At 71.9% G+C, this 26,337-nt stretch carries 28 protein-coding genes; 16 read left to right on the top strand and 12 right to left on the bottom strand.

Features of this window, described 5'->3' with window-relative positions; translation table 11 throughout:
* Positions 1–5: 5 nt before the first annotated feature.
* The 5 genes from pstC to mshD all read right to left on the bottom strand — a co-directional run bounded on the left by pstC (position 6) and on the right by mshD (position 4,995).
* Positions 6–1,016, bottom strand: a complete 1,011-nt coding sequence (gene pstC / locus IOE58_RS04980) for a phosphate ABC transporter permease subunit PstC (RefSeq protein ID WP_193865301.1) — start codon at positions 1,014–1,016, stop codon at positions 6–8.
* A 94-nt stretch (positions 1,017–1,110) separates the two neighbouring features.
* Positions 1,111–2,283, bottom strand: a complete 1,173-nt coding sequence (gene pstS / locus IOE58_RS04975; protein ID WP_193865300.1) for a phosphate ABC transporter substrate-binding protein PstS — start codon at positions 2,281–2,283, stop codon at positions 1,111–1,113.
* Positions 2,284–2,502: 219 nt separating this feature from the next.
* Positions 2,503–3,018, bottom strand: coding sequence for a DUF4190 domain-containing protein (locus IOE58_RS04970; protein ID WP_193865299.1), 516 nt, complete (start codon positions 3,016–3,018; stop codon positions 2,503–2,505).
* Between the two features lie 105 nt (positions 3,019–3,123).
* Positions 3,124–4,068: an NUDIX domain-containing protein gene (locus IOE58_RS14760; protein ID WP_193865298.1), complete on the bottom strand. Its 945-nt coding sequence runs from the start codon at positions 4,066–4,068 to the stop codon at positions 3,124–3,126.
* Between the two features lie 3 nt (positions 4,069–4,071).
* On the bottom strand, positions 4,072–4,995 hold the full coding sequence (gene mshD / locus IOE58_RS04960) for a mycothiol synthase (protein WP_193865297.1): 924 nt from the start codon (positions 4,993–4,995) through the stop codon (positions 4,072–4,074).
* A gap of 126 nt (positions 4,996–5,121) precedes the next feature.
* Between mshD and IOE58_RS04955 the strand changes: the two genes are divergently transcribed.
* From IOE58_RS04955 to IOE58_RS04930, 7 genes are all read left to right on the top strand, one after another.
* A complete protein-coding gene (locus tag IOE58_RS04955; RefSeq protein WP_193865296.1) occupies positions 5,122–5,871 on the top strand; it encodes a hypothetical protein in 750 nt (249 codons plus the stop codon).
* Between the two features lie 138 nt (positions 5,872–6,009).
* On the top strand, positions 6,010–6,666 hold the full coding sequence (locus IOE58_RS04950) for a heme-binding beta-barrel domain-containing protein (RefSeq protein ID WP_193865295.1): 657 nt from the start codon (positions 6,010–6,012) through the stop codon (positions 6,664–6,666).
* A gap of 19 nt (positions 6,667–6,685) precedes the next feature.
* Entirely contained in the window at positions 6,686–7,846 is a 1,161-nt protein-coding gene (locus IOE58_RS04945; protein WP_193865380.1) for a CAF17-like 4Fe-4S cluster assembly/insertion protein YgfZ, read from the top strand.
* Between the two features lie 80 nt (positions 7,847–7,926).
* Complete coding sequence (locus IOE58_RS04940) at positions 7,927–8,361, top strand: hypothetical protein (protein ID WP_193865294.1); 435 nt, start codon at positions 7,927–7,929, stop codon at positions 8,359–8,361.
* Positions 8,358–9,419, top strand: coding sequence for an FUSC family protein (locus IOE58_RS04935; RefSeq protein ID WP_348981874.1), 1,062 nt, complete (start codon positions 8,358–8,360; stop codon positions 9,417–9,419). The genes IOE58_RS04940 and IOE58_RS04935 overlap by 4 nt, the downstream gene beginning before the upstream one ends.
* The gene (locus IOE58_RS14230) at positions 9,416–9,649 is read left to right on the top strand and encodes a hypothetical protein (RefSeq protein ID WP_228018939.1); all 234 of its coding nucleotides are present in this window, start codon (positions 9,416–9,418) and stop codon (positions 9,647–9,649) included. The genes IOE58_RS04935 and IOE58_RS14230 overlap by 4 nt, the downstream gene beginning before the upstream one ends.
* Positions 9,650–9,715: 66 nt before the next feature.
* Positions 9,716–10,036, top strand: a complete 321-nt coding sequence (locus tag IOE58_RS04930) for a DUF2516 family protein (RefSeq protein WP_193865293.1) — start codon at positions 9,716–9,718, stop codon at positions 10,034–10,036.
* Positions 10,037–10,117: 81 nt separating this feature from the next.
* Here the strand turns inward: IOE58_RS04930 and fbaA are convergent, their stop codons facing one another.
* From fbaA to IOE58_RS04910, 4 genes are all read right to left on the bottom strand, one after another.
* Positions 10,118–11,146, bottom strand: a complete 1,029-nt coding sequence (gene fbaA, locus IOE58_RS04925; RefSeq protein WP_193865292.1) for a class II fructose-bisphosphate aldolase — start codon at positions 11,144–11,146, stop codon at positions 10,118–10,120.
* 228 nt (positions 11,147–11,374) lie between these two features.
* Positions 11,375–11,911: a hypothetical protein gene (locus tag IOE58_RS14225; protein WP_228018938.1), complete on the bottom strand. Its 537-nt coding sequence runs from the start codon at positions 11,909–11,911 to the stop codon at positions 11,375–11,377.
* Positions 11,912–12,147: 236 nt separating this feature from the next.
* On the bottom strand, positions 12,148–12,792 hold the full coding sequence (locus tag IOE58_RS04915) for a TrmH family RNA methyltransferase (protein WP_193865291.1): 645 nt from the start codon (positions 12,790–12,792) through the stop codon (positions 12,148–12,150).
* On the bottom strand, positions 12,779–13,459 hold the full coding sequence (locus tag IOE58_RS04910; protein WP_193865290.1) for a DedA family protein: 681 nt from the start codon (positions 13,457–13,459) through the stop codon (positions 12,779–12,781). The genes IOE58_RS04915 and IOE58_RS04910 overlap by 14 nt, the downstream gene beginning before the upstream one ends.
* A gap of 222 nt (positions 13,460–13,681) precedes the next feature.
* On the opposite strand from IOE58_RS04910, the gene ypfJ reads away from it, so the two are divergent.
* Positions 13,682–14,605, top strand: coding sequence for a KPN_02809 family neutral zinc metallopeptidase (ypfJ, locus tag IOE58_RS04905; RefSeq protein WP_193865289.1), 924 nt, complete (start codon positions 13,682–13,684; stop codon positions 14,603–14,605).
* A gap of 9 nt (positions 14,606–14,614) precedes the next feature.
* Here ypfJ and IOE58_RS04900 read toward each other — a convergent pair whose 3' ends face one another.
* Positions 14,615–15,229: an orotate phosphoribosyltransferase gene (locus tag IOE58_RS04900; protein WP_193865288.1), complete on the bottom strand. Its 615-nt coding sequence runs from the start codon at positions 15,227–15,229 to the stop codon at positions 14,615–14,617.
* 85 nt (positions 15,230–15,314) lie between these two features.
* Positions 15,315–16,166 (bottom strand): SDR family NAD(P)-dependent oxidoreductase, encoded by an 852-nt coding sequence (locus IOE58_RS04895; protein ID WP_193865287.1) that lies wholly within the window; start codon positions 16,164–16,166, stop codon positions 15,315–15,317.
* Between the two features lie 70 nt (positions 16,167–16,236).
* Here IOE58_RS04895 and IOE58_RS04890 point away from each other — a divergent pair, with 70 nt between their 5' ends.
* The 7 genes from IOE58_RS04890 to IOE58_RS04860 all read left to right on the top strand — a co-directional run bounded on the left by IOE58_RS04890 (position 16,237) and on the right by IOE58_RS04860 (position 22,031).
* Positions 16,237–17,037: an exodeoxyribonuclease III gene (locus tag IOE58_RS04890; protein WP_193865286.1), complete on the top strand. Its 801-nt coding sequence runs from the start codon at positions 16,237–16,239 to the stop codon at positions 17,035–17,037.
* A 543-nt stretch (positions 17,038–17,580) separates the two neighbouring features.
* The gene (locus tag IOE58_RS04885) at positions 17,581–18,624 is read left to right on the top strand and encodes a CpaE-like family protein (RefSeq protein ID WP_348981873.1); all 1,044 of its coding nucleotides are present in this window, start codon (positions 17,581–17,583) and stop codon (positions 18,622–18,624) included.
* Entirely contained in the window at positions 18,621–19,850 is a 1,230-nt protein-coding gene (locus tag IOE58_RS04880; RefSeq protein WP_193865285.1) for a TadA family conjugal transfer-associated ATPase, read from the top strand. The genes IOE58_RS04885 and IOE58_RS04880 overlap by 4 nt, the downstream gene beginning before the upstream one ends.
* The gene (locus IOE58_RS04875) at positions 19,850–20,950 is read left to right on the top strand and encodes a type II secretion system F family protein (protein ID WP_193865284.1); all 1,101 of its coding nucleotides are present in this window, start codon (positions 19,850–19,852) and stop codon (positions 20,948–20,950) included. The genes IOE58_RS04880 and IOE58_RS04875 overlap by 1 nt, the downstream gene beginning before the upstream one ends.
* A gap of 156 nt (positions 20,951–21,106) precedes the next feature.
* The gene (locus IOE58_RS04870; protein ID WP_193865283.1) at positions 21,107–21,307 is read left to right on the top strand and encodes a DUF4244 domain-containing protein; all 201 of its coding nucleotides are present in this window, start codon (positions 21,107–21,109) and stop codon (positions 21,305–21,307) included.
* Positions 21,304–21,702 carry a TadE family protein gene (locus IOE58_RS04865; protein WP_193865282.1) on the top strand — a complete coding sequence of 133 codons (399 nt, stop codon included), beginning with the start codon at positions 21,304–21,306 and terminating at the stop codon, positions 21,700–21,702. Before IOE58_RS04870 ends, IOE58_RS04865 begins: the two co-directional genes overlap by 4 nt.
* Positions 21,699–22,031 (top strand): Rv3654c family TadE-like protein, encoded by a 333-nt coding sequence (locus IOE58_RS04860; protein ID WP_193865281.1) that lies wholly within the window; start codon positions 21,699–21,701, stop codon positions 22,029–22,031. The genes IOE58_RS04865 and IOE58_RS04860 overlap by 4 nt, the downstream gene beginning before the upstream one ends.
* A 141-nt stretch (positions 22,032–22,172) precedes the next feature.
* On the opposite strand, the gene IOE58_RS04855 is transcribed toward IOE58_RS04860, so the two are convergent.
* On the bottom strand, positions 22,173–24,695 hold the full coding sequence (locus IOE58_RS04855) for a DEAD/DEAH box helicase (RefSeq protein WP_193865280.1): 2,523 nt from the start codon (positions 24,693–24,695) through the stop codon (positions 22,173–22,175).
* 39 nt (positions 24,696–24,734) lie between these two features.
* Here IOE58_RS04855 and IOE58_RS04850 point away from each other — a divergent pair, with 39 nt between their 5' ends.
* Positions 24,735–26,303 carry a DUF7059 domain-containing protein gene (locus tag IOE58_RS04850; protein ID WP_348981872.1) on the top strand — a complete coding sequence of 523 codons (1,569 nt, stop codon included), beginning with the start codon at positions 24,735–24,737 and terminating at the stop codon, positions 26,301–26,303.
* The last annotated feature ends 34 nt before the right edge of the window (positions 26,304–26,337 follow it).

Raw genomic sequence — 26,337 nt, 5'->3', positions numbered from 1 at the left:
TGACCTCAGCTCTTCGGGCCGCTGCGGGCGACGATGGCACGGGCGATGGCGTTGATGATGAACGTCAGGACGAACAGCACCAGGCCCGTGAAGATCAGCAGGGACATGTCGACCCCGGAGGCCTCGGCCTGGCGCGAGGCGATGTTGGCGGCGATCGACTGGTGCCGTCCCACCTCGAGGATGTGCCAGGAGAACGTGGCGCCGGGGGCCAGGATCATCAGCACCGCCATGGTCTCGCCGAGCGCGCGGCCCAGGCCCAGCATGGAGGCGGCGACCACGCCGCTGCGCCCGAAGGGAAGCACGACCGTCTTGATGACCTCCCACTTGGTGGCACCGAGGGCCAGGGCGGCCTCCTCGGTCAGGCGGGGGGTCTGCAGGAACACCTCGCGGGCAATCGCGGTGATGATCGGCAGCACCATGACGGCGAGCACCACGGATGCCGAGGCCAGGTTGCGCATGGGGGCGGTGGGATCGCCGGCGAACAGGGCGACGACCGGTTCCCCGCCCACCCACGGCAGGAAACCCGGCCAGCGCGGCCAGGTGCCGAAGGTGCTGTTGAGGAACATGTACAGCGGCTCGAGCCTGGGCACCAGCCAGATGCCGCCCCACAGGCCGTAGACCACCGAGGGCACGGCCGCCAGCAGGTCGATCATGTAGCCCAGGCCCTGGGCCATCTTGCGCGGCGCGTAGTGGGAGATGAACAGCGCGATCAGCATCGAGATCGGGATCGCCATGATCAGCGCGATCACAGCGGCCAGCACGGTGCCGAACACGTACGGCGCCGTGTACTCGATCAGGGAGAACTCGGCGGTCCCCTCGAACTCCTGGCTGGCCCGGATGGCGGGCCACGCCTCGAGGGTCAGGAAGATCGCCACGGCGGCCAGGGTGAGGAAGATCAGCAGGCCGGAGCCGATGGAGAGATTGGAGAACACGCTGTCGCCGAACCGACGACCGCTGCGCTTCATGGAGCCGGTGGGCGCTTCCGCAGCTTCGGGCGTGACGTCAGTGGTGCTCACAGTGACCTTCCTCGGAAATCATGGAGGGGAGGGGGACACATCCGTGCCGCCGGGCCATGGTAGGGCCCGGCGGCACAGGGTGTCTCGGGCTGGATCAGCCGACCTGGATGCCGTCGATGGCGGCCTGGGCCTCGGAGGAGAGCTCATCCGACAGCGGGGCGGAGCCGGCGTTGTCGGCACCGACCTGCTGGCCGTCCTCGGAGATGATGTAGGAGGCGTAGGCCTTCACGGCCTCTCCCTCGCCGGCATCGGCGTAGGAGCCGCACAGCGCGAGGTAGGAGATGAGCACGATCGGGTACACGCCCTGCTCGGTGGTGGTGCGGTCCAGCTCGACCACGATGTCGTTCTCCTCGCGGCCCTCGGCGCGCGGGGAGACGTCGACGGCCTTGGCTGCGGCCTCCGCGGAGTACTCCACGAACTCCTCGCCCACCTGGATCTTGGCGATGCCGAGGTTGCCGGCCTGGGAGGCGTCGGCGTAGCCGATGGTGCCGTCGCCGCCCTCGACGGTGGAGATCAGACCGGAGGTGCCGTCACCGGACTGGCCACCGTCGATGGGCCAGGTCTCGACGGGGCCGTGGGTCCAGGCATCGGGAGCGTTCTCCGAGAGGTACTCGGTGAAGTTCTCGGTGGTGCCGGAGTCGTCGGAGCGGTGCACGGGCACGATGTCCTTGTCGGGCAGGTTCGCATCCGGGTTGTGCTCGACGATCTTCTCGTCGTTCCACTTGGTGATGTCGCCGGCGAAGATCCCGCCGATCACCTCGGGGGTCAGGTTCAGCTCGTCGACGCCCTCGAGGTTGTACACCACGGCGATCGGGGAGATGTACACGGGGAGGTTGAAGGCCTGCTCGCCGTTGCACACCTCGGTGGACGCGGCCAGCTCCTCCTCGTCCAGCGGGGAGTCGGTGCCTGCGAACTTGACCTCGCTGTTGAGGAACTGCTCGCGGCCCGTGCCGGAGCCGGTGGCGTCATAGGTGACGGTGACGTCGCCGCCCTCGGCCTGGACCAGGCCCATGAAGGACTCGGTCCACGCGGTCTGCGCGTTCTGCATGGACGAGGCGCCGGAGCCAGCGATGCTGCCGGTCAGCTCGGCGTAGCCGGCGCCACCCTCCTGGCCACCGGCGTCGGAGCCGTTGGAGCCGCCGTTGCCACCCGCATTGCCGCCGTCGCCACCGTTGCCGGTGTCGCCGCCGCCACAGGCGGACAGGGCCAGCCCACCGGTCAGACCGAGCGCTGCCAGTGCGACGAGCTTGTTCTTGCGAACGTTCACTGTGAGTCCTTTCGGGGCCCGAGGCCCTGCATGGAAGAAGCTGCTTCGACGTGTGTCGCAGTGGACGCTAGGGAGCGCAGATGACGCCCTCCCCCCTCGCGTGTGAACAACGGGTGAACTCGCCCCTTTTGTGACCGAAACCGCAGGCAGGAAGCAGGATACGAACCGGTCACAATCTCCTGGACGCGTGCAACCGGGCTCCGTGGCGGGCCGAGCCGTTCAGCTGGTGCTGGCGGCGATCCCGACCCCGATGACCAGCACGACGTAGGCCACCACGAACAGCAGCACGAGGCACCCCAGGATCGAGGTGACAAGGCCCGCGATCGCCAGGCCCCGCCCGCCCTTGGGCTCGGTCGCGGTCGGGCTGGTCTCCCGCATCCCGAGGATCGAGAAGATCAGCCCGATGGGCGCAGTGACGCCCGCGCAGAGGGCGATCGAGACGATGCCCAGCACCATCCCCACGACCGCGTGCGAGGAGGACGGCGGGCCGGGGGCGTACGCGGGCTGGCCGTAGCCGGGGCCCTGCTGGAACGAGGACTGGTAGGCCGGCGAGGGGGACGGCTGGTAGCCGGGTGCCGAGGAGGCCGATGAGGACGAGGCGTACGGATCGCTGTACCCGTGGTCCTCGCTGATCGCGTACGGGTCATCGCTGTGCTGGGATCCCTGGCCGTGCCGGTCCGCCTCGCTGCTCGATGATCCGAATTCCGGGTACTGGTATCCCCCACCCTGCGTCATGGCTCTCCCCTGCTGGTGCTGTGTGGTCGTCAGGGACGATGCACGACGCCCGCCCCTGCCGCACCCGGTCTGTGCGGGGGCGGCTCCCAAGGATCGTACCGATGCTCAGGCGATGTTGGGCAGATGCCGCTCGACGGCGACCACCCTTCCCGCTGCGGTGGTGTGCAGCACCAGGGCCTCTCCGGCCGCCAGGAAGGGATCCTCCCTGGGCAGCTCCATCTCGGCGCCGCGATCGGCGGACTTCTTCACGGCACCGATCAGGGTGGGCAGCACCGGTCGATGGGTGCACACCACGGTGCCGCGCCCCTCGTGCAGCACCCGCTCGATCACCGCGGCGGTGCGGGAGGGGTGCTCCTCCGCCCCGGCCTCGGTGAGCTCGTCCTTGGTCCTGATGGTGAGGCCCTCGATACGGGCGAAGGGCTCCACGGTGGCCAGGCACCGCTTCCAGGGGCTGCTCAGCACCCGGGTGGGATCGAAGGCGTCGATCAGTCCGGGAAGGGCTTGCGCCTGCTTCTTCCCCTTCGAGTTCAGGGGGCGCGACTTCTCACCCTTGCGCCACTTCGCACGCGGCATGGCGGCGCCGTGCCGCTGCAGGACGATGGGGACGGTCTCCAGCGTCTCGTCCTCAAGGAAGCGGCGCAGCGTCGTCACGAGCACCTGGTCCCCATGACGGGTGAGCATCCGCTCGGCCTCGTCGAGCCCCACCCAGCGCACCTCGTCCACCTCGGTGGGGTCCTCCGGCCCCGGCGCGTCCTTCGCACGCACCGTGCCGATCCAGTACTGCACGATCTTGGTGCGGCCGTCCGGCAGCAGATACACGGAGGCGGGCAGCGGCCGGTGCAGCCTCACCCGGTACCCGGTCTCCTCGGCCACCTCGCGCACGGCAGCGGCGGGGAAGGTCTCCCCCTTGTCGAGCTTGCCCTTGGGCACCGACCAGTCGTCGTAGCGGGGGCGGTGCACCAGCAGCACTTCGATGCGGGAGGACTTCTCACGCCATGCCAGCACGCCGGCGGCGAGCACGGGTGGCGGGGTCCCGGGAGCGACGCGCACCTCTCAGCCCGCTTCCGGCAGGCGCATCTGGACGTCCCTGCCCGCCACGCTGAAGCCCCAGTGGCGATACAGCTCCAGGGCGGCGGTGTTGTCGGCCTCGACGTAGAGCTCCACGAGCGCCGTGCCGTCGGCGCTGAGGCGGTGCAGGGCGGTGCCGATGAGGTGGCCGGCCACGCCGCGACCCTGTGCCCGGGGGGCGGTGCCCACGACGTACAGCTCGGCGACGCCGGAGCAGCCCGCCGTGCCTGACCGCTCGCCGCCTGCATCCGCGGGCTCGCGCTTGATCCAGACGAATCCCAGCAGCTCGCCCCCATGGCGGGCCAGCAGCAGGTCCTCGGGATCGAACCAGGGCTCGGCGATGCGCCGGTCGAGGTCCTCGCGGGTGAGAGCGCCCTGCTCCGGGTGCTCGGCGAAGGCCTGCGCGTTCAGCTCCACCCAGGCCTCGGCGTCCCTCTCGGCCACGAAGGTGTCCAGCTGCAGACCGTCGATACGCGCCGCGGGCACGGCCGGGAGCGGTGCGGAGGGGCCCAGGTCCCGGCTCAGGGTGAGCAGGCGCCTGGTCGCACGCAGTCCTCGGCCCTCGAGGAACGCGAGCGCGGGCTCCAGTGCACCGTGCGCCCATACCCCTGCGTCGGGGCGCTTGGCCAGCACGGCCTGCAGCAGTGCGGTGCCGTGGCCCTGCCTGCGGGCCTCGGGGTGCACCATTCCCTGCACGGTCCCGTCGGGGAGGATCGAGGCGTAGCCCTGCGCGGTGGCCTCCCCGCTGCCGGGCGCCGCGGGGATCAGCAGGTGACGGGCGCCGGTGCCGGTGAGCGCGAGCCGCGCGGCCTCGTCCAGGGCCGGGACGCCGTCGTGCGCAGTGGCGGCCTCCAGGAGCCTGCCGACGGAGTGCCGCTCATCCGAGGAGAGGGCGTCCGACGTGATCATGGGGTCCTTCCGGGGGCGATGATGCCGCCGGTGCCGGCGGCCGCTCGTAGACTGACACTCTAGCGCCCGCCCGAACCCGTCGTCGGCCGTGGCCGAGACCCCGGATCCGAGAGCGAGGCCCGCCCCATGATCGCTCCCGAGCGCGCCCCGCTCGGTGCCGCCCTGGCGCTGCTGATGGCACTGGTCGCCCTCACCGGCCCCCTCTCTCCCACCCTGGTGGCGCTGACGGTCGCGCTGCTCGGGGTGCTGGTGGGGATCGCGTGGCCGGACCTGCTGGAGCTGCCTTCGGCGCCCGGCACGCGCCTGGTGGTGGCGGGCACCGGTGTGCTGGGCGCGCTGTTCTCCCTGGTCGTGGCGGAGCGCACCGGGGCCGTGGCCGCGGTGATCATGGTGTGCGCGGTCGGGGTGTTCGCCTCCTTCGTCCACCAGATGGTGCGTCGTGAGCGCTCCCGACTGACCGATTCCCTCACCGGGACCGTCGCCGGGGTGATGCTCACGGGCCTGGGCAGCTGCTGGGTGCTGGCGCAGTCCGATGCCGTGGGCACAGGCCGCACCGGGCTGGTGGCCGCGATCGCCCTGGGCCTGGCGGTGACGCTCCTGGCCGGGGCCGCCCCCTTGCCCTCGCTGCCCCGGCTGCTGCTGGCCGCACTGCTGGGCACGGCCGTGATCACCCTCCTCGCCGGGGTGCTGGCCGGGGTGGGCCCCGTTCCCGCTGCGGCGACAGGCCTGGTGACGACGGTGGGAGCCAGCGGTTCCCACCTGCTGCTGGGCTCCTCCCTGATGGCACGCAGACCATCGGCCTCCCTCGCTGTGGCGGGTGCCCCGGTCGCGACGGTGGGCGTGATGACGCTGCTGGCCGTGAACCTGCTGACCTGAGCCGTTAGACTCACCCTCATGTCCGCTCTCTCCCTGTTCTTCCTCGCCCTGGTGGTCCTCGTCGGCGTGGGCACGCTCGCCTTCGCCGTCCTGGTCCTCGCCCGCCTGTTCGGCCGCTGAGCGGCCGGAGGCAGCGCCGTGCCGATCTCCCTCGATCCTTCCCTGCCCTCCTCCCTGTACCCGCTGGCCTGGCTGGTGGGCACCTGGGAGGGCAGCGGTGCTCTGCATCGCCCGGGAGCCGACGCCGGTGACCTCCGCGTCGAGCAGCGCCTGGAATGCACCCCCACCGAGAACGGCACCCTTGCCTGGGTGTCCGAGATCCACACGGTCGATCAGGCCGCCCCGCTGCCGCCCACCAGCGTCTTCGCACGCGAGGACGCGCCGCCACCGCGCCAGGGAGGCACCGGTGAGCGCCGCCTGCTGATGCGCGAGCGCGGCGAGTGGATCGTGGGCGATCCCCTGCCCGGTCAGGATCTCCAGGCCGCTCGCGAGGCCGCGCCCGGCAGTCCGGCCGGGTTCGTCTCCTACGGCCTCACGGCCCGCTTCGAGCCCACCAGTGACGAGGACGCCGCACCTGAGGCCGCATGGGCAGGAGAGGTGCGCGGCCCCCGCATCCAGTTGGCCCGCCGGGACGAGGGCACCTCCCGGGTGCTGGAGACTCGCATGGCCGGGTACGTGTCGGGGCGGCTGATGTGGCTGTGGGAGAGACGCGCAGGCGACACCGCGACCGGCGGCCACGTCGCCGAGGAGTCCGCCATGATCCCCTATCTGTCCCTGGAGCTCGACCGTGCCTGATCCCGTCGTCCCCGATCCTGTGCCCGGCACGTCGGCCGAGCCTGCCGCCGGGAGCACATCGGCAGTACGACCGCCGCTGCTGCGGCAGCGGGCCGTGCTCGGCGAGGGCCCGGATGCCGCCGTGCCCGCGCACTACGGGGCGCCCCTGCGCGAGCAGCGGAGGCTGCTGGATTCCCGCTCCGTGGTGGACCTGGGCCAGCTGGAGCTGCTCGAGGTGCGCGGCGCCGATGCCCGCAGCTGGCTCACCACCATCACCTCGCAGGACTTCACCGGGTCCTCGGTGGCTGCCGGTGCGAGCATGGCGGTGCTCTCCCCGCAGGGCCGCGTGGAGCATCTGGCCTCCGCGGTGCTCCTGGCCGAGGACTCCGTGCTGCTGATCCTGGACTCGGGCTGCCGCGCCGGGCTGCGCCGATACCTGGAGATGATGCGCTTCGCCGCGCGGGTCGAGCTGATCGACCGGGACGACCTGCGGGTCCTCGGTGCCGTGGCCCCGGCGCACGAGGTGCTGGCCGGGCATGCCACTGCACTGGAGCTGCCCGCACCGGTGGCGGTGTGGAGCGACGGCTGGCCGCAGGTGGCGCCGGGCGGTGTGGCCTACGGCCCGGACCCGGAGGACCCGGTCGGAGCAGTGCTCACAGTGGTGGACGCACAGGCCTTGCAGGCGCTGCCGTGGCGGGAGGAGCACCTGGCGGGCATGCTGGCCTGGGAGGCGCTGCGGATCGCCGATCACCGCGCACGTGCCGCGCGGGAGGTGGACGAGCGCACCATCCCCCACGAGCTGGACCTGCTGCGCACCACGGTGCACACCACCAAGGGCTGCTACCGAGGGCAGGAGACGGTCGCGAAGGTGCTGAACCTCGGCCAGCCTCCCCGGCGACTGGTGATGCTGCACCTGGACGGATCGCAGGACGTGCCGGTCGCCCCCGGCGGGCAGGTGCGCCTGGGCGGCGCCGACGGGAAGGTCGTGGGCACCGTGACCTCCGCCGCGATCCACGCGGACCTGGGTCCGATCGCACTGGCCGTGGTCAAGCGAGCCGTGCCCCTGGACGCTCCGCTGGCGGTGGCCGTGCCCGAGCCCGGGGCTGACGACGGTGAGGCCCGGGCCTGGCTGGACGCAGCCCAGGAGCCGATCGTGCTGCCCCGGGACCACGGGGAGCGCCCCGCCACTGCACGCCTCTGATCCCGTGACAGGCCCGTCGGCCGCGCCGTGGAACCGGCTTGCTGTGGGCGCCGCGCCCCCGCACCTGGGATGATGGCGGCATGAGCGGTGAGGGCGAGCAGCAGGACTGGACCAACAAGCGCCATGAGGTGATCGCGGCGCAGCAGCAGGCGCTGGAGGCGCAGCGGCAGAGCGAGCACGAGCGCGCCACGGCGATCATCCGCGAGGCCATCGGGGCCTTCCGGGCCGCCGGCATCGAGCCGGTCCCCCTGCAGGCGCGTCCCTTCACCGGGGCCGGCACCATCCGCACCTCGCTCACCGGCTGGTACCTCAAGCACGATCTCACCCTCGCCGTCGACGAGGAGGCCCGCTTCTACGTGCTGCGCGTACCGGGCGGCCTCATGTCCCGACTGCGCGGCGCCACTCCTGAACCGTCCCCCGCCCCGATGGTGGTGGGCCGCGGCGCGCGCGACGGGGAGACCTTCGAGATCCGTGAGCTGCTGCAGATGCGGCTGGCGGACCCGGTGCGCCCGTGAACGATCCGAGCGCCCACCGCATGACACGCGCAGAGCGGCTGCGCCAAGGCCTGACGGGGAGGGTGCGCGCCGGCTCCTCCCGGGGCCGGCAGGACGCCCTGTCCATCGGTCGCGCCGCCGTGGCGGCCGCCCTCGCCTACCTGCTCAGCCACCTGCTGTGGGGGCACGAGTACCCCTTCTTCTCCTCGATCGTCGCCTTCATCATCATCGGCTTCGGGACGGAGACGAAGATCCGCAAGGTGGTCGAGATGAGCGCCGGGGTGATGCTCGGCGTGCTGCTGGGCGAGCTGGCCCGCTCCACCATCGGCCCGGGCACCTGGCAGATCACAGTGGTGGTGTTCGGGGCCGGACTGCTGGCCCGCCTGCTGGACTCCGGCAACCTGTTCGGCTTCCAGGTCACGATCCAGTCGCTGCTGGTGATGATCATGCCGGTCACGCCCGGGATGACGCCGGGCGGGCGCGTCGTGGACGCTCTGACCGGTGTCACCGTCGCGATCCTGATCCATCTGCTGACCACCGGGGATCCTCGCTCCGTTCAGCGCCGGGCCGCCACCGACTTCTTCCAGGAGCTCGAGGACACGATGGTGACCCTGGCCCTGGCCGCCCGCAGCGGGGACGTGAGCGTGGCGCAGGCGGCGCTGCGGTCGGTGCGGATATCCTCGCAGTCCTTCACCGATGAGTGGAAGGTGGCGAACGAGGCGGCCAACGAGATGGCCACCTACTCCCCCCCCGCCTACCGCCACGCCGCGGGGGTGGAGCGCCTCCAGCACCTGCTGATCGGATCGGACCGGGCCATGCGGAACCTGCGCGTGATCGCCCGGCGCGAGGTCGAGTTCCTCACCGCCGTCAACGGGGATGCGCACTCCACCCTGGCCGATGCGCTGCTGGCCGCCCGTGATGCCATCACCGAGCTGCGTGCGGCGGTGAGCCAGGACGACGTGGACTTCACCGCAGCCCGCCGCAGCCTGCGCCTGTTCGGTTCCTACCTCACCCCCGAGCTGCTGCTGAAGAACGATCAGGGGTTCGACCGGGGCGGGCCGGGCACTTCGAGGGGGTGACGCTCGTGATCCAGCTGCGCTCCCTGGCGATCGACCTGCTGCAGGCCACCGGTCTGGAGGCGAAGGACGCCAAGCGCCTGCTGCCCAGCCTCCTGATCGCCGCCGACGGGGAGTCCATCGGCCCGCGTCCCCTGACCCGCGAGATGAAGGCCGTGGAGCCGCCGGCGACCACGGAGGCCCTGGAACTGCTGATCACCGACCGGTCCGATCCGGAGCGCCGACGGCCCTAGCGGAAGGCTCCTCCTGCCCGCCCGGGCTGCCAGGGTGGATGCGGGCGATCCGACTATCCTGGCGCGATGATCGCTGCCATCCAGATGTGGATCTTCGCTGTGCTCGCCCTCGCCCTGCTGGCCCTGGAGGTCTGGGCGTTCGTCAACGCGATCCGCTTCCGGTCCGACGCCTACGTGGCCGCGGGCAAGCGCACCAAGGTGTTCTGGTGCGTGCTGACGGGGGTGTCGATGCTGCTGGGCTTCCTCTCCCTTCCGTACCCGATCGGCCGGGGCGGCACCTCGATGCTGTTCATGATCATCGGCGTGGTGATCGCCGGGATCTTCCTGGCGGACGTGCTGCCGGCCCTGAAGTCCGTGATGCGCAGGGCGCAGGGCAACCGCTGGTGAGCTGAGTCGAACAGCGACGAGGGCACCCACCGCTGGTGGATGCCCCCGTCTCGTTCCGCCGGGTGGCGGAGGGAGTGCGTGTCAGCCCTCGTGGGTGCCGGCCGAGCGCAGGTTCTCGCAGGCCTCGACGACGCGGGCGGCCATGCCGGCCTCGGCCTTCTTGCCCCAGGCGCGCGGGTCGTAGGCCTTCTTGTTGCCCACCTCGCCGTCGACCTTGAGCACGCCGTCGTAGTTCTCGAACATGTGCGAGACCACGGGACGGGTGAAGGCGTACTGGGTGTCGGTGTCGATGTTCATCTTGATGACACCGTTGTCCACGGCCTCCTGGATCTCCTCCAGGGTGGAGCCGGAACCGCCGTGCATCACGAGGTCGAACGGCATGTCCTTGCCGTACTTCTCGCCGACGGCCTTCTGGATGTCCAGCAGCACCGAGGGGCGCAGCTTCACATTGCCCGGCTTGTACACGCCGTGCACGTTGCCGAAGGTGAGGGCGGTCAGGTAGCGGCCGTTCTCGCCCAGGCCCAGCTTCTCAGCGGTCTTCAGGCCGTCCTCGGGGGTGGAGAACAGCTTGTCGTTGGAGACGTTGGCCTCCACGCCGTCCTCCTCACCGCCGACCACGCCGACCTCGATCTCGAGGATCTTCTTGGCCTCGACGGACTTGGCCAGCAGACGCTCGGCAATCTCGAGGTTCTCGTCCACCGGGACGGCGGAGCCGTCCCACATGTGCGACTGGAACAGCGGGTCCATGCCCTTCTTGACCCGGTTCTCGAGGTCCCACTCGATCAGGGGCTCCACCCAGGTGGGCAGGACCTCCTTGGCGCAGTGGTCGGTGTGCAGCGCCACGTTGATCGGGTAGTTCTTGGCCACGGCGTGCACGAACTCGGCCAGGGCGATCGAGCCGGCCACGCGGTCCTTGACCGTGGAGCCGGAGAGGTACTCGGCACCGCCGAAGGAGACCTGGATGATGCCGTCGGAGTTGGCCTCCGTGAAGCCGCGCAGGGCGGCGATCGCGGTCTGCGAGCTCGACACGTTCACGGCGGGGTAGGCGAACTTGCCGGCCTTGGCGCGGTCGATCATCGCGCTGTACTGGTCGGGAGTGACAACTGCCATGGGGTATTTCTCCTTCAGGAAGAGACTGCTGGGACGACCTCGGGCGCAATGATGCAACACGGGATCGCTCGTCCTTGTTCATTGTTCCACAGTGGCCCCGGGCCGCCCCCGGGGAGGGTCCCGCGGGCTCCGGGAGTGGCCTGCGTCTCAGCCCCGCGGATCGGCCACTCACGACCCCGCGGCACAGCGCGCACTCAGGGTGCACGCGCAACACCGTACGGGCCGACGTCAGTCGAGCGCGGCGAAGTCCCGCTCCTCCTCGGCGCCCTCCGCGTTGTCCTGCACCACGAATCGGATCGGGTCGACTTTCGACCACACCGCGAACAGCGCAGCGAACACGATCATCGCGATACCGGCCCACAGGTTCGCGTTCACACCACCGGTCTTGGCTGCTTCCTCGGGACTGAACCCGAATAGGCCCGTGAGCAGGACGATCAGGCCGAACAGTCCGATCAGCGCCCCGATGAACGTACGGATGTCGAAGGCTCCCGCCGACTCGACATGCTTGCCGCTGCCGCCACCTTCGGAACCGGGTGCGTGCGAATCCTTGCTCTGCTTCTCCAGCGCCGCGCCCGGAAGCGGACCCGTGCCCGCGAGAGGCGAGGTCCAAGCGGCGCCCTGCTCGATCCGCTCCTCGATGAGGATCCACAGCGCCAGCCACGCGACCGCGCCTATGAGGCACAGCCAGCTGTGCGACCGCCACCTCATGCGCGAGGCCAGGTGCTCCGAGGCGATCTCGACCGTCTCGTCGCTGGTCCCCGCCATCACACCGCCTGCTGCTCGCGTGGACGGGCGGCTTCCGGGCGGCGAGCGCCGTCGCGGGCGCTGGAGCGGATACGACGGCGCGTGGCCTCGGGAAGCATCCTGCGATTCTAGGCAGCTGCCCTCCCGTGGAGGGCGGACCGGTGAGCGGAGGCGTTCCCGCCAAAACGTCGTTCGTCGCAGATCTGTCAGAGCGATGCTGCGTGAGCCGGTGGGCGGAGCCGAGCCCGGAGAGCCGCTCAGGCCAGCGGTCCCCGCGGCACGTCCACGTGCTGCACCACCCAGGTGTGCATGGCGATCGCCGCGGCGGCGGCCACGTTGATGGAGCGGGTGGAGCCGAACTGGCTGATGCCCACCACCTGGTCCGCTGCTGCCAGCAGGTCCTCACTGAGACCCGGCCCTTCCTGGCCGAACACCAGCAGGCAGTCGCGCGGCAATGCGGTGTGCTCGATGGGCATCGCTCCCGGCACCAGGTCCATCGCCACGATGGACAGTCCTTGCGCACGGGCCCAGGCCGCCAGCGAGGCTGCATCGGGATGGTGCAGCTCGTGCTGGTAGCGGTCGGTGACCATCGCACCGCGGCGGTTCCAGCGCCGCCTGCCGACGATGTGGAAGGCGGCCACGTTGAAGGCGTTGGCGGTGCGCACCACCGAGCCGATGTTGGCGTCGTGCTCGAGGTTCTCGATCGCCACGTGCAGGGCCGTGCGGGACGTGTCGAGGTGGGCGATGATCGCCTCGCGCCGCCAGTAGCGGTACCGGTCCAGCACGTTGCGGCGGTCGCCGTGGGCCAGCAGCTCCGGATCCAGGTGCGGGTCCTCGGGCCAGGGCTCGGGGTGGGGGCCGACGCCGACCTCGCGCTCCTGGGCGGGCTCAGCGTGCGTCATCGTCCCCCTTCTCACGGAGCTCCTTCTTCTGCTCCTCGTCGGGATCGGGAAGACCCAGCTCCCTGCGGCGCTTCTCGCGGCGGATCAGCTTGATCAGGGTCCACACGAGGGCGATCGCGATGATCGCGTAGACGATCTTGGAGATCACATCGGTGTAGGGCTCGATCACGGTCCAGTTGCTGCCCAGGGTGTAGCCGAAGGTCACGAAGATGGTGTTCCAGATGGCGCTGCCCAGGGCGGTGAGCAGGGTGAACATCCAGAAGGGCATCTTGTACAGGCCCGCGGGGATCGAGATCAGCGAGCGCACCCCCGGCACCATGCGGCCGAAGAAGATGCCCTTCTGACCGTGCTTGTCCATCCAGTCGACGGTCTTGTCGTAGTCGTCCACGTTCAGCAGCGGCAGGTGGATGAACGCCCAGCGCAGGCGCTCCGGACCCAACAGTCGGCCCAGGCCGTACAGCAGCCATGCCCCGGTCACCGAGCCGATGATCGAGGCGATCAGCATGCCGGCGTAGGTGTTGTTGGGCCCGGCGGCGGTCACGCCGGCCAGCGGCAGGATCACCTCGGAGGGGATCGGGGGGAAGACGTTCTCCAGGAAGATCAGCAGGGCGACACCGAAGGCGCCGAAACGGTCGATCGTCTCCACGGCCCAGTCGACGATGTTCATGCAGCAGCTCCTCCGAGTTCGGGGCGCGAGGGCGGACTTCTCGCGCGTTCCCCCCGGCAGATGCACGAGCGGACTGGCCCATGGTAGGCGGCACCGTCTCGGATCGGGCTGTGGCACTGCCCGCATCCACCTCATCCGGTCATGCCCGCCGGTGCTCGACCAGGCGTCAGGCGCGTCGGTGAACCGATACCCCCGGACGTGACGCTCGTCTACTCTGTGGCCATGACCTTCAATCCCAACGCGGAGATCCGCTCTGACAACGTCTCTCGCGGCGGCGGCGGCGGTTTCGGCGGCGGGTTCCGCCCCGGGCGCGGTGGCGGCGGCGTCGCCATCGGCGGCGGCGGTGGCTGCCTGCTGCTGGTCGTGATCCTGGTCTACATGCTGATGGGGGGCGACCCGGGGGCCCTGCTCGGCGGCAGCCAGCCGCAGCCGGGCCCTGTCGCCGAGGGCGGCACGCTCGAGGGATGCGACACCGGTCAGGACGCGAACGAGCGCGACGACTGCCTGGTGCAGGCCACCATCGAATCGGCCGATTCGCTGTGGTCCGAGCTCGCCCCCGCCTCGGGCATCGAGTTCGTCGAGCCCGGCGGGCAGGGGTTCACCGGCCAGGTGCAGACCGGCTGCGGCCCGGCCACCAGCGACGTGGGCCCCTTCTACTGCCCGGCCGACGCCAGCATCTACGTGGACGTCTCCTTCTTCGGCGAGCTCGAGTCCCGGTTCGGGGCCGACGGGGGCCAGCTGGCCAAGATCTACGTGGTGGCCCACGAGTACGGCCATCACATCCAGAACCTGCAGGGCTCCATGCAGCGGGCGAACCGGCAGGACACCGGACCGCAGTCCGATGCGGTGCGCCTGGAGCTGCAGGCTGACTGCTACGCCGGGGTGTGGGCGCACCATGCCGCCAACACCGTCGACGAGGACGGGGTGCGGATGCTGGAGCCGCTGACCCAGGAGGACATCGCCTCCGGTCTGTCGGCGGCCGCTGCGGTGGGCGACGACCACATCCAGGGGGAGGTCGCCGGTGGCGGCATCCACCCGGAGAGCTGGACCCACGGCTCCTCCGAGCAGCGTCAGGCCTGGTTCATCACGGGCTACGAGAAGGGCACCGTGGAGTCCTGCGACACCTTCGCCGTCCCGGAGGTCTGAGCGCCTCCCTCAGATCTCCAGCTCGGAGATGTCGTAGGCCGCCAGGTAGCGGTAACCGGCCTGCTCGACGGCCTGGCGCGAGGCGTCGGAGCGATGCACGATCACGGCGACCGCGGCGATGTCGGCCCCGGCCTCGGTGAGGGCCTCGCAGGCAGTGAGCACGCTGCCACCGGTGGTGGAGGTGTCCTCGACGGCGACCACGCGGCGGCCGGCGACGTCCGGTCCCTCGACGCGCCGCTGCAGGCCGTGGGCCTTGTTGGCCTTGCGCACCACGAAGGCGTCCAGCGGGTGCTCCGCCTGCGCTGCGGAGGCATGGAGGATCGAGGTGGCCACCGGGTCCGCTCCGAGGGTGAGGCCGCCCACCGCGTCGATGCCGGGCACCAGGCCCTCGCGCCGCAGCAGGTCCAGCATCACGCGGCCCACCAGGGGTGCGGCCTCGTGGTGCAGGGTGATGCGCCGCAGGTCCACGTAGTGGTCGGCCTGGGCGCCGGAGGACAGGGTGACCTGGCCGCGCACCACGGCGAGGTCACGGATCAACCGGCGCAGGCGCTCCCGGTCGGCGGTGAGAGCGGAGCTCTGGCCTGAGCTCTCGGGGCGGTCGGAGGTGGGGGTGGTGTCGGGCATGCGCCCCAGGGTACTGGCGCGCATGGCCCGGCGCGCGGTGTGCAGCGGGCAGGAGCCGACCGGAGCGGCACCGCAGCGAGGGCAGCTACTGCGGCGGGTCCTCGCGCTGCCAGGGGGCATGAAGGTTGCGGCGGGAGGCACGCCGTCGGGAGCGCACCACCGCGTTCTGCTGGAGCCGGTGGTACCAGTTCGGGGAGGTGAGTGCCCGCACCAGTGAGCGCGGTGCGATGCGGGAGACCTCCCCTGCGGTCCGGTACTTCACCGAGGGGATGGACAGCACCGTGCCCCGGGCTGCGTCCTTCAGGGCCTGCTCCACCACGAACGGGGCCTTCAGCCAGGTGACCCGCGGCAGGCCCTCCATGTTCATGCAGGCCCGCTCGTGGAACTCGGTCTGCACGAACCCGGGCAGCAGCGCGGTGGCGCTGACCCCGGTGCCCTTCAGCTCCGCGGCCAGGGACTCGGTGAACACGGTGACCCAGCTCTTGGAGGCGGCGTACGGGCCGGCGGTGGTGTACCCGGCCAAGGAGCTGACGTTGATGATGGCGCCCCGGCGACGCTGCACCATGGAGCGCGCCGCCGCGTGGGACAGCACCAGCACCGCCCGCATCAGGGTGTCCATCTGCTTCTCGTGGTCCTCGACGCCGATCTCGAGGAACCCTCCCCGAAGCCCGTAGCCGGCGTTGTTGACCAGCAGGTCGACCGGGTCCACCGGGTCGGTCAGGCGCACGGCCACTCGGTCCAGCCGGGCGCGGTCGGAGAGATCGGCCGCGAGCACCTCGACCTCGACCGCGTGGACGTCGCGGATCTGCGCGGCGATGGTGCGCAGGCGGTCCTCGTTGCGCGCGACCAGCACCAGGTGGTGGCCGGTCCCGGCCAGCTGCCAGGCGAACTCCAACCCCAGCCCTGAGGTGGATCCGGTGACGAGTGCGCGCGCCATGTCCAGATGGTAATCGCAGGTGGAGCCATCGTCAGGCCGCCACGGGCTCACGGCCCGTAGGATCGGGGCCATGCGCATCGCCACCTGGAACATCAACTCCCTGCGTGCCCGGATGGACCGTGTGCTCGCCTTCCTCGACCGCCATCAGGTCGACGTGCTGGCCCTGCAGGAGACCAAGGCCAAGCCCGCCCAGCTGGACCTCACCCAGCTGGTGGAGGCCGGCTACGAGGTCCACGCCCACGGCCTGAACCAGTGGAACGGGGTGGCGCTGGTCTCCCGCGTGGGCCTGGAGGACGTGCGCCCCGAGCTGCCGGCGGTGCCCGTATGGCCGGAGGACGAGACCGGCGTGGCCGAGGCGCGGGCCATCAGCGCTGTGGTGGGCGACGGTCTGCGGATCTGGTCGCTGTACGTGCCCAACGGCCGCGAGATCGACCACCCCCACTTCGCGTACAAGCTGCGCTGGCTGGACGCCCTGCGGGCCGAGGGCGCACGGGAGCTCGCCGAGGACCCGCAGGCGCGCGTTGCGTTCGTCGGTGACTTCAACGTGGCGCCGCACGACGAGGACGTGTGGTCGATGGAGTTCTTCGAGGGCAAGACCCACGTGACCGAGCCGGAGCGGGCCGCCTTCCAGGCGCTGGTCGATGCGGGCTTCGCCGACGTGGTGCGCCCGGACAACCCCGGCCCCGGGGTGTACACCTACTGGGACTACCAGCAGCTGCGCTTCCCCAAGAAGGAGGGGATGCGCATCGACTTCGTGCTGGGCACCCCGGCCGTGCAGCAAGCGGTCACCGGGTCGTTCATCGACCGTGAGGAGCGCAAGGGCAAGGGCGCCTCCGATCACGCCCCGGTGGTGGTGGACCTGGAGTTCTGAGGCTCCGTCCCGTCGTCGGCGACGGGTGAGCGAGATCGGGCCCGGGAAGCGGACGGAGACCGGGCACGGGGCGCCGGGCCACGAGCCCAGGCACAAGAAGAGCGGCGTCGCGATCAATCGCGGCGCCGCTCCCGACGAGCCATGTGCAACGGGATCAGGCGTGCCATGTGTGATGGCTGCGGTGGCGCTTTCGACACCTCGCAGCCGGTCCGTTGCGGGGACCAGTCGCACGTGGGTTCCGTTGCCGGTATTCGTCGTTGTGCAGATCACACTACGTCGCCCCGGGCGAGCGCGCAAGGGGTGTGCGTGACCTCGGGTTCCTCCCCAATGCAGGGTTGTCCACGATCGGCGAGGAGCACTGTCGCCCTCCACTGGATGCGGCAACGATGGCCGCATGACCAGCACTTTCGCTCCATCGCAGGCCGCCGGCACCACAGCGGCGGCCTCGGCGTGGGCCACCGGCGCGACCAGGGACCTTCGTCCTGGGTCACGGGGGCCCCGACCCCGGTCCCGCTTCCCCCGCCTGCATGCACCGCAGCCCCCGTGGACGGCAGCGTCCAGGAACGGGGCACGTGCGCTCTATGGGTGGGGCCGGCTGGCCCGCTGCGCGAACTCGCCCACGACCATGCCACCGCCGTCGGCCTGGAACTGGTGGACGCCGGATCGACCAACTCCAGCACGGTCGCGGTCGTGCTCGCCCAGGCGGAGACGCCTCTGGCCGATGATCTGCCGACGGTTCCCGAGGCCGCACTGCTGATGCTCACGGACGCGCCCACCATCAGCCAGGAGCAGTGGCGCTCCGCTCTCGAGAACGGGGCACGAGCAGTGCTGCGGCTGCCGGCGGAGTCCGACTCCCTGCTCACCCATCTGGCCCGTGCCGCCCGCCCCCGACGCCGCTCCCTGCTGCTGGGTGTGGTCGGTGGTTGCGGGGGTGCCGGTGCTTCCAGCCTGGCGGCCCGCCTGGCCGCGGCCGCCACACGCCACGGCAACGCGCTGCTGGTGGATGCGGATCCGCTGGGTGGTGGGCTGGACCTGCTGGTGGAGGCACCCCAGCACCCGGATGTCGGCTGGCAGGACGTGGCCACCGTCGGCAGCACCGACGGCGAAGCACTGCGCCAGGCGCTGCCGGTGGTGGACGAGGTGCGTCTGCTGGTCGCCGGCGACGGCCCCGGCCCGGACCCCTCGGGGCTCGAGCACGCACTCCACGCCCTCGAGCCCGCTGGAGGCACCGTGGTGGTGGACCTCTCCCCCGCTCTGGTTCCCGTCGCCGCGACGCACCTCGACCGTCTGCTCATCGTGGTTCCCGCAACCGATCACGCCGTCCGGGCCGCCGCACGTCGTCTTCGCCAGTGGGCGCTCCCGCACGGACTCTCCTCCGTGGCGGTGCGCAGGCGCGGGCCGCTCTCGCCCTCCGAGGTGGCAACCGATCTGCGCCTCCCCCTCGCCATGTCGTTCCGAGACAGCGCCCCGGGCGCCGTCCCGTTGCTGGACGTGCGCCGAGGCGGCGCCGATCGGGCCTGCCGCTCCTTCCTGACCTCCCTGCTCGAGGCAGGCGGGAACGGGAGCACAGGAGGGCTGCGCTCATGACAGCTCCGTCCCTCACCCCGCCGCCGGCTCCCCCGGAGCTCGACCACCTGCTGGAACTGGTGCGCGAGGACCTGGTGCAGCGCCCCGGCACGGTGGACGTTCCCCGCGTCGCACGGCTGCTGCGTCAGGACGGACGAGTACTGGGCGCGGCCTCCACTCTCGAGCTCACGGCCAAGGTGCGGGACCACATCGACGGGCTGGGGCCACTGCAGTCACTGGCAGGCCCCGGAGTCACCGACATCCTGGTCAACGACGACGGTCGGGTCTGGGTCGACGGCGAGCACGGACTGCGGGAGGCAGCGGTCCAGCTCGGCCCCGCCCAGGCGCGCGATCTCGCGGTGAGACTCGCAACGGCCGGGGGTCGGCGCCTGGACGACGCCGTGCCATGGGCGGATGCCCACCTGCCGTCGGGGATCCGGTTCCATGCGGTGCTGCCACCGCTGTCCACCGGCGGGGCGATCATCTCGCTCCGCCTGCCGGCGGCGCACCGGCTGGATCTGGATGGCCTGCAGCAGCTGGGCGCCTTCGGTCCGGAATTGCGAGCGGTCCTCTCCGCTGTGATCAAGGCACGGGTGCCCTTCCTGGTGACCGGCGGCACCGGAACCGGGAAGTCCACCCTGCTGGCAGCGATGCTGAGGGAGGTCCCGATGAGTGAGCGGATCATCGTGGTGGAGGACGTCCTCGAACTGGCCGTGGATCACTGCCATGTACTGCACCTGCAGTCCCGTCACGCCAACAGTGAGGGCGCTGGGGCGGTGGACCTGGCCTCCCTGGTGCGGCAGTGCCTGCGGATGCGTCCGGATCGCATCGTGCTGGGCGAGTGCCGCGGAGCGGAGATCCGGGAGCTGCTGCAGGCGCTGAACACCGGGCACGAGGGCGGCTGCGGCACCGTTCACGCGAACACTGCACAGGACGTGCCCGCACGTCTCGAAGCCCTCGGCGCTCTCGGCGGCCTTGACCGTGGCGCACTGGCGGCGCAGGTGAGCAGTGCCCTGGAGGTGGTGCTGCATCTGGGGCGCGACGGTGCACAGCGCAGGGTCGAGGAGATCGCTCTTCTGCACCGCGGCAAGGACGGTCTTCTCACCAGCACCACGGCGCTGCGCGCCCACGCCGATGGCCTGGTGGAGGGCCCCGCCGCCGCTGCCCTCGCGCGACGGCTCGACGCGGGCCGGGCATCCGTGTCCCCGTCACCGGCCGTTGCCCCTGCTCGCAGGAGGGCTGCCTGATGGGAACGGGTCTCGGCCCGGGCTGGCTGGTGGCACCCCTGGTGCTCCTGCTGGTGTGGGTGCTGGCGCCACCGGTGCCGGGCAGATCGCGCGGCCCCTCCTCCGGGAGGCTCACCCGCGCCGTGCGGCCAGGGGCCTTGGACATCGCCCTGATGGTCGAACGTCTGGCGGCCGTGATCGGGGCAGGATCCGGGCTGCGGCAGGCCTGGAGCGCCGTGGCCCGGTCCCTTCCCGACGGGGAGCTGGCGGACCTCGCGCGTGCCGTCGCGGCAGGCGGGGATCCACGACGCGTGGCGAGCGGGTCCCTGAGGGGGTCGCCAGCCGTCGGCTCCCTGGGAGCGGCACTGGCGGTGTGCGAGCGGACGGGGGCTCCTACCGCGGGGGTCCTGCAGGGACTGGCCACCGCGGTGCGAGACCTGCACGATTCCGCCCTGGCCCGTCGCACCGCGTTCGCGGGGCCCCGGTCCACTGCCCGGATCCTGCTGGTCCTTCCCCTCGCCGGGCTGGGCCTGGGCATGCTGCTGGGAGGGGACCCGCTCCGCCTGCTGCTCACCCCTGGAACGGGCACGCTGCTCGGAGGCGCCGGACTGCTGCTGACCGGAACGGGCTGGTGGTGGATGCATCGGCTGATCCGCCGAGCCGATCCACCCGCGGCCCAGGACGTCGACCCGTCCGTGGTGCTCGAGCTGATCGCCGGAGCCCTCGACGCCGGGTCTCCTCTGCCCACCGCGATCGAGGCGGTGGCGGCGTCCCTCTCCCCCGGTGCCGATGCCGAGGCCCTCGCGCGGGCGGCGGGGTCACTGCGCTCCGGAGTGCCGGCGGCGATCGCCACGGCCCAGCTGCCCGCGGAGTTCGCGGCGCTGGGGCAGTCCGCCGTGCTGGCCCAGGCCGCCGGGGCCGACCTCGCCGGAGCGCTGCGCTCCTCCGCCCAGGATGCCCGCCGAGGCAGGTCCCGCGACGCGGAGGAGCGCGCCGCCCGGCTGGCCGTGCGCCTTGTGCTGCCCACCGGTCTCACCCTGCTGCCCGCGTTCGTGGTGCTGGGGATCATCCCCACCGTCATGTCGCTGCTGGGCGGTGCCATCACCCTCACCGGGACGTGACCGCCACGTCCCCTCGCACCCCGGTCCCGCTCACCCGGGCCCGGTCGGGCTCCCCGCATCCGCGGGGGGTCCCCGGCAGCACGACGCTGCCCCGATCCGGCGACACCCGTCGCCTCCATCGGACGGCACCCGCCGTCCCTGACCGAAGGAGACACCATGTCCACGACGATCCGCACGATGCACCGCCGTCTCCGGCGTGCACTCAGCGACGAGACCGGCGCTTCGACCGCCGAGTACGCCATCACCGTGCTGGCGGCCTGCGGCTTCGCAGCGGTGCTGGTGGCCCTGCTGGCGTCCGGGGAGGTGCGCGAGCTGCTGCTCGGCATCATCACCTCGGCGCTCGCCTCGGGCTCGTGACCGCGCGGTCCTCCCGGTCGTCCCGTCTGTGGGACGACCGGGGGTCCGCCACCGCGGAGACCGCCGTCGTGCTCCCCGTGATCGTGGCGATGGTGCTGGTCATCCTGGTGGTGGGAACCGGCATCAGCACGCAGGTGCGACTCGAGAGCGCCGCCCGTGGGGCCGCCCGCGAGCTGGCCCGGGGGGAGGACGAGGCCACGGCCACCGCGACGGCACGTCGCATCGGCGGAGAGGACGTCACGGTCTCGATCGGTGGGGACGGCCCCTGGGTGCTGGTCACCACCTCCCGCACCCTGCACGTCGACACCGGCCCGCTCGCCGGTGCCCGGTGGGAGCTGAGCGCCGATGCCACGGCCCGCCGGGAACCGCACCTGACCGGGGCGGGGACACCATGAGCACGGGCGCGGCCGCTGTCCTGGCCTGGACCGGAGCGGCGAGCGCGGTGGTCGCCGGGGCGGGCCTGCTGGGTGGCGGGATGCTCGCCCAGGCCCGGGCTGCCACCGCCGCGGATCTGGCCGCCCTGGCTGCGTCCGACGCCCTGGCCGTCGGCGCGAGTGCGCCGTGCCAGGTCGCCGCCGAGGCCGCAGACCGCAACGGCGCGCTCCTCAGCTCCTGCCAGGTGCAGGGGCAGGACGTCCTGGTGCAGGTGGAGGTGAGGGCCGCTCCGCTGCCGGCGCTCGGGGCACGGGCGCGGGCCGGCCCCTCTCCCACGGACGTGCCGTGATCGTGCACCTGTCCCGGCGAATGCACGGCGGTCCAGCCCACAGCCTGCTACGTTCCTGCGCAAGGAGCGGGCGCCGGAGCGGGAGATGGAGCTGAGTGCCTGGTCACGGGCCCGTCGGCCGCAGGAAGGCCCGCGCGCTGATCACCCGGCCGGGTGCAGCAGTCCCAGCAGGCGCAGCGCCTGCGCCTTGGACAGCGGCTCATTGCCGTTGCCGCACTTCGGTGAGACCACGCAGGCCGGGCATCCCGCCTCGCAGCCGCACTCCCCGATCATGTCGGCCGTGGCCCGCAGCCAGGCGGCGGCGTCATCGGCCCCGCGCTCGGCGAAGCCGGCACCGCCGGGAGCCCCGTCGTACACGAAGATCGTGGGCTCACCGGTGTCCTCGTGATGGGCGGCGGAGACCCCGCCGATGTCCCACCGGTCGCAGGTGGCCAGCAGCGGCAGCATGGAGATCGCCGCGTGCTCGGCGGCGTGCAGCGCGCCGGGCAGCTCCTCACCGGGGATCTGCGCACCGTCGGTGGTGGCACGAGGGATCACCCACCACACGGCCTTGGTGGTCAGGGTGCGCGGTGGCAGGTCCAGGGGGTGCTGGGCCAGCACCCCCTGGGTGTACACGTCCCGCACCTGGTAGCCGGTGACCTGGTCGGTGACGTCCACGGTGCCGAAGCACAGGCGCACCCCGCTGGCCCATGCGGCCTCCCGGTCGGTCTGCCGGATGCGGATGGTGGAGGCGGACTGCGGATGGGTGGAGTGCAGCGGGTCCTCGCGGTGCACGAACGCCACCGCACGCTCCACGTCCAGCTGGCCCACCACGAAGCTCCTGCCCTGGTGCAGGTAGACGGCCCCGTCGTGCACCTGGGTGTGGGCGCTGGCGGCGTCCACCGTGCCCAGCAGGGTGCCGCTGCCCTTCTCCACGATCCGCACCGGCTCCCCGCCGCTGCCACGCAGATCGGTGAGGTGGTGCGCGGATTCGGTCATGGTCCAGTACCAGCCGGTGGGGCGGGCGCGCAGCACACCGCGCGCCGCCAGGGTGCCCAGCAGCTCCCGTGCCGAGGGGCCGAAGATCTCCTCCTGGCCCACCTGGATGGGCAGCTCGGCGGCTGCGGCGCACAGGTGCGGGGTCATCACGTACGGGTTCGCCGGATCGAACACGGAGGCCTCCACCTCGGCCCCGAACACCGTCTCCGGATGATGCACCACGTAGGTGTCCAAGGGATCCTCACGGGCCACGAACAGCGCCAGGGCGGCCCCACCCGCGTCCTGCCGGCGGCCCGCGCGACCGAACTGCTGCCACAGGGAGGCGCGGGTGCCGGGCCAGCCGGCGATCACCACGGCGTCCAGTCCCGCGATGTCGATGCCCAGTTCCAGGGCGTTGGTGGAGGCCAGTGCCCGCAGCTGCCCCGAGCGCAGGTCGTCCTCCAGGCGGCGGCGCTCCTCGGCGAGATACCCGCCGCGATAGGCGGCCACCCGCTGCGCCCGATCCGCCAGGGCGGCCGAGGAGGTCTGCTCGGCCTGCTGGTTCAGGATCCGGCGAGCGCCGCCAGCGACCAGCTCGGCACCGCGACGGGAGCGCGCGAACACCAGGGTCTGCACATCCTTGGCCACCAGGTCGGCCAGCAGGGCCGCGGACTCGGTGGTGGCGGAGCGACGCAGCGGCTCCTCGGTGCGACCTCCACCGGCCGCACGCGAACCCTCGACGGCGTGGCCCAGATCATCGGCGCCCTGGCCCAGCGGGCCGTGCTCAGAGCCTCGGGACCCGGGGGCGGAGCCGCCGGTGCCCGCGTGGCCGTCGGCCGGGCGGTGCCCGCCGTCACCGGCTGGACGGCGCCCGTCGACGACCGCCCGCGTGCCCGGTTCCCACAGCCCCACCGTGAGCCCCGTACGTGGCGAGCCGTCCTCCGTCACGGCCTCAACGTCCAGGCCCACCAGGCGGGAGGCGGACAGCTCCGGGTTGGCGGTGGTGGCGGAGGCCAGGATGAAGGTGGGCTCGGCCCGGTAGTGGGCGGCGATGCGCCGCAGCCTGCGCATCACCATCGCCACGTGGCTGCCGAACACGCCGCGGTAGCTGTGGCACTCGTCGATGATCACGTACCGCAGGGCCCGCCAGAAGCTCGCCCACTGCTCGTGGCCGGGCAGGATGCCGAAGTGGAGCATGTCCGGGTTGGACAGCACCACGGTGGCGTGGCGGCGGATCCAGCGGCGCTGCTCGGTGGGGGTGTCCCCGTCGTAGACCGCGACCCTGGCGTCCCGCAACCCGGCGCCCTCGGTCATGGCGGTGATGTTGGTGAGCTGATCGGCGGCCAGCGCCTTGGTGGGGGCGAGGTACAGGGCGGTGGCGCGGCGGGCCGCGGGATCCAACTCCCGGGCGCCGATGTCGCTGAGCACCGGCAGCAGGTAGGCCAGGGACTTGCCGGAGGCGGTGGCGGTGGACAGCACCACGCTGCGACCGGCGTGGGCGAGCTCGGCGGCCTGCTGCTGGTGGGTCCACGGAGCGGTGATGCCGCAGGCGCCGAGATGCTCCACCAGGCGCGGATCGGTCCAGGCGGGGAAGCTGCCACGACGGCCCGTGCGGGCGGGGATCCGCTCCACGTGGGTGAGGCAGCCGCTGCGCAGCGGGGGTGCACTGAGCGCGGCGAGCAGATCCTCCGCCCTCCCTGCGCGCATCCGGCACCGCCTCTCGACTGCTGGTGCACAATCGTAGCCATGCGCTCCGACACTCCTGCGGCGGCCCCGCAGCTGCTTCCCGACCTGGTGGAGGCGCTGCGTGGTGACCTGAGCCGGGCCCGGTACACCGTCGAGCGCACCGAACAGCTGCTGGGCGAGGTCGCCGTGGCGGCCCTGCACCGGGAGGACCCCCTGCCTGCGCGGCGAGCGCTGGCCGGGGCATCGGATCCGGCGGCGATCCTGTTCTCCCTGTTCACGCTGGGCGCGGAGTTGCCTGCCGCACGTGTGGCCGAGGTGCTGCCCACCCTCGGTACCGGGGGAGCGCAGCAGCTGGGGATCCTGGCTCCCGCCGCTGGCCGGGCCGCAGCCAGCGGGGCCCCCTCCCTGCTGCACGCGACGATCGACCTGTCCCCCTACTCCGCGCAGGACGACCACGGCCACATCGACTGGTGGATCGCCTCGGACCGTTCGGAGCTGGCCACCAGGGCAGCTCTGCGGCCCGACCACGTACTGGGTGTGGGCGGCGCCTCCCTCACCCTGGCGCGCATCACCCCGCGCGCGAGGGTGCGCCGGGTGCTGGACCTGGGCTGCGGCAGCGGCATCCAGGCGCTGCACGCGACCCGCCATGCCACGCACGTGATCGCCACGGACCTCTCCGAGCGGGCACTGGCCTTCACCGCCTTCAACGCCGCCCTGAACCGGGCGCAGGTGGAGGTGCGTCAGGGCTCGCTGCTGGACCCGGTGGCCGGAGAGACGTTCGACCTGATCGTCTCCAACCCCCCGTTCGTCATCACCCCGCGCACACCCGGCGACGACGCCGACCGCTTCACGTACCGCGACGGCGGCAGGGCCGGGGACTCGCTGCTGGCCGAGCTGCTGGAGGCGCTGCCCGCGCACCTCGCGCCGGGTGGCACCGCCGTGATGCTGGGCAACTGGGAGCGCTCGGGCAGTCAGGAGTGGGACCAGCACCCGCGGCGCTGGCTCGCTCGCGCGCAGGCCGAGGGCCTGGACTGCTGGGTGATCCAGCGGGAGAGCGAGGACCCCGCCCAGTACGCCGGCACCTGGGCCCGCGACGGGGGCATCACGCCCCGCGACCCGCAATGGCCCTGCCTCATCGACGGCTGGCTGGACGACTTCGAGAGCCGCAACGTGCGCGACATCGGCTTCGGCTACGTGCTGATGCGCCGCCCCTTGCCCGCTGCCCCGACCGACGCGGCCGCTGCCGAGGATCGGGCCCGACTCCCGCGCGCGCCGCACCGCCCCGGCGGGCGGACCCGCCGGCACCATGCGCATCGAGCAGGCCACCGGCACCGGCAGCGGCTCCCTGGGCGGGCACCTCGCAGCCGGACTGCGCATGATGCAGCGCCTGCGCGCCCTGGACGATGCGCAGCTCGCCCGAACCCGGCCCCGACGCGCCGCGGATCTCATCGAACGGCGCCACCTGGTGCCCGGCGCCTGGGACCCCAGCCTGATCGAGCTGGTCCAGGGCGCCGGTCTGGCTCGCACGATCCCAGCGGATCAGGTGCTCGCAGCAACGGTGGGGGCTCTCGACGGCACCCTCACGCTGGGGCAGACCATCGGTGCAGTGTGCGCCCTCACGGGGGATGACCCCGATCAGGTGGAGGAGCGTCTGATGCCCCAG

This window comes from Brachybacterium epidermidis (genome assembly GCF_015209585.1).
Lineage (GTDB): Bacteria > Actinomycetota > Actinomycetes > Actinomycetales > Dermabacteraceae > Brachybacterium > Brachybacterium epidermidis.
The sequence above is the reverse complement of the archived record's forward strand: the minus strand, read 5'-3'. Positions and strand labels throughout refer to the sequence as shown.